Source organism: Streptomyces mesophilus (genome assembly GCF_011044995.1).
GTDB classification, from domain to species: Bacteria; Actinomycetota; Actinomycetes; order Streptomycetales; family Streptomycetaceae; genus Streptomyces; species Streptomyces mesophilus.
Genome location: NZ_JAAKZW010000498.1, coordinates 1 through 609 on the forward strand (window position 1 = coordinate 1; position 609 = coordinate 609).

Genomic DNA, 609 nt, shown 5'->3' on the forward strand with positions numbered 1-609 from the left:
CGATGGCGCTGCACGCGCTGGCCCACTCCGCCCTGCGCCACCGCATCAGCGGACTGATCCTCGACTCACCCGTCCTCGACTGGGAGAGCACGGTCCGCGCGCTCGCCGCGGCGAGCCGTACGCCCTCGCCGCTGCTGCCGCTCGCGGTGCGCGCCGCACAGGGCCGCACCGGACTGAGCGGCGACCGGACCAGGGGCGCGGCCGCACCCGACGGCATCGAGGTCCCGGTCCTCGTCTTCCACGGCCCCGACGACACCCTTGCGCCCTGGGCCGCGACCCGTGAATTCGCCGCCCGCCGTCCGGACTTGATCACCCTGCACACGGTGCCCGACGCCCCGCACGGCGCGATGTGGAACGCGGACCCGCGCGGCTACGAGGAGACCATGCGCCGCTTCCTCACTCCGCTGCTCTGAGACGGCCCGGCCCTAGCAGGTACTTCCCGCACCCGCCGGGTATCACGAGCCGTAGTCCCCCGATGGGGTCCGATCAGGGCGAAGCTCCCACACCGGACCCCCGATTGGGTTTTCGGGGTCCGAGCGGGAAGACTGCACCCTGTGACGTCCCGTAACCCGCGCGACTCCAGGCTCCGACTCGTCCGCCCGCGCCCCC

The 609-nt window shown here is 73.4% G+C and carries 1 pseudogene; it reads left to right on the forward strand.

Annotation, left to right across the window (positions count from 1 at the left end):
* A pseudogene (locus G6045_RS40775) lies at positions 1–413 on the forward strand (alpha/beta hydrolase); the annotation flags it as partial.
* Between the last annotated feature and the right edge of the window lie 196 nt (positions 414–609).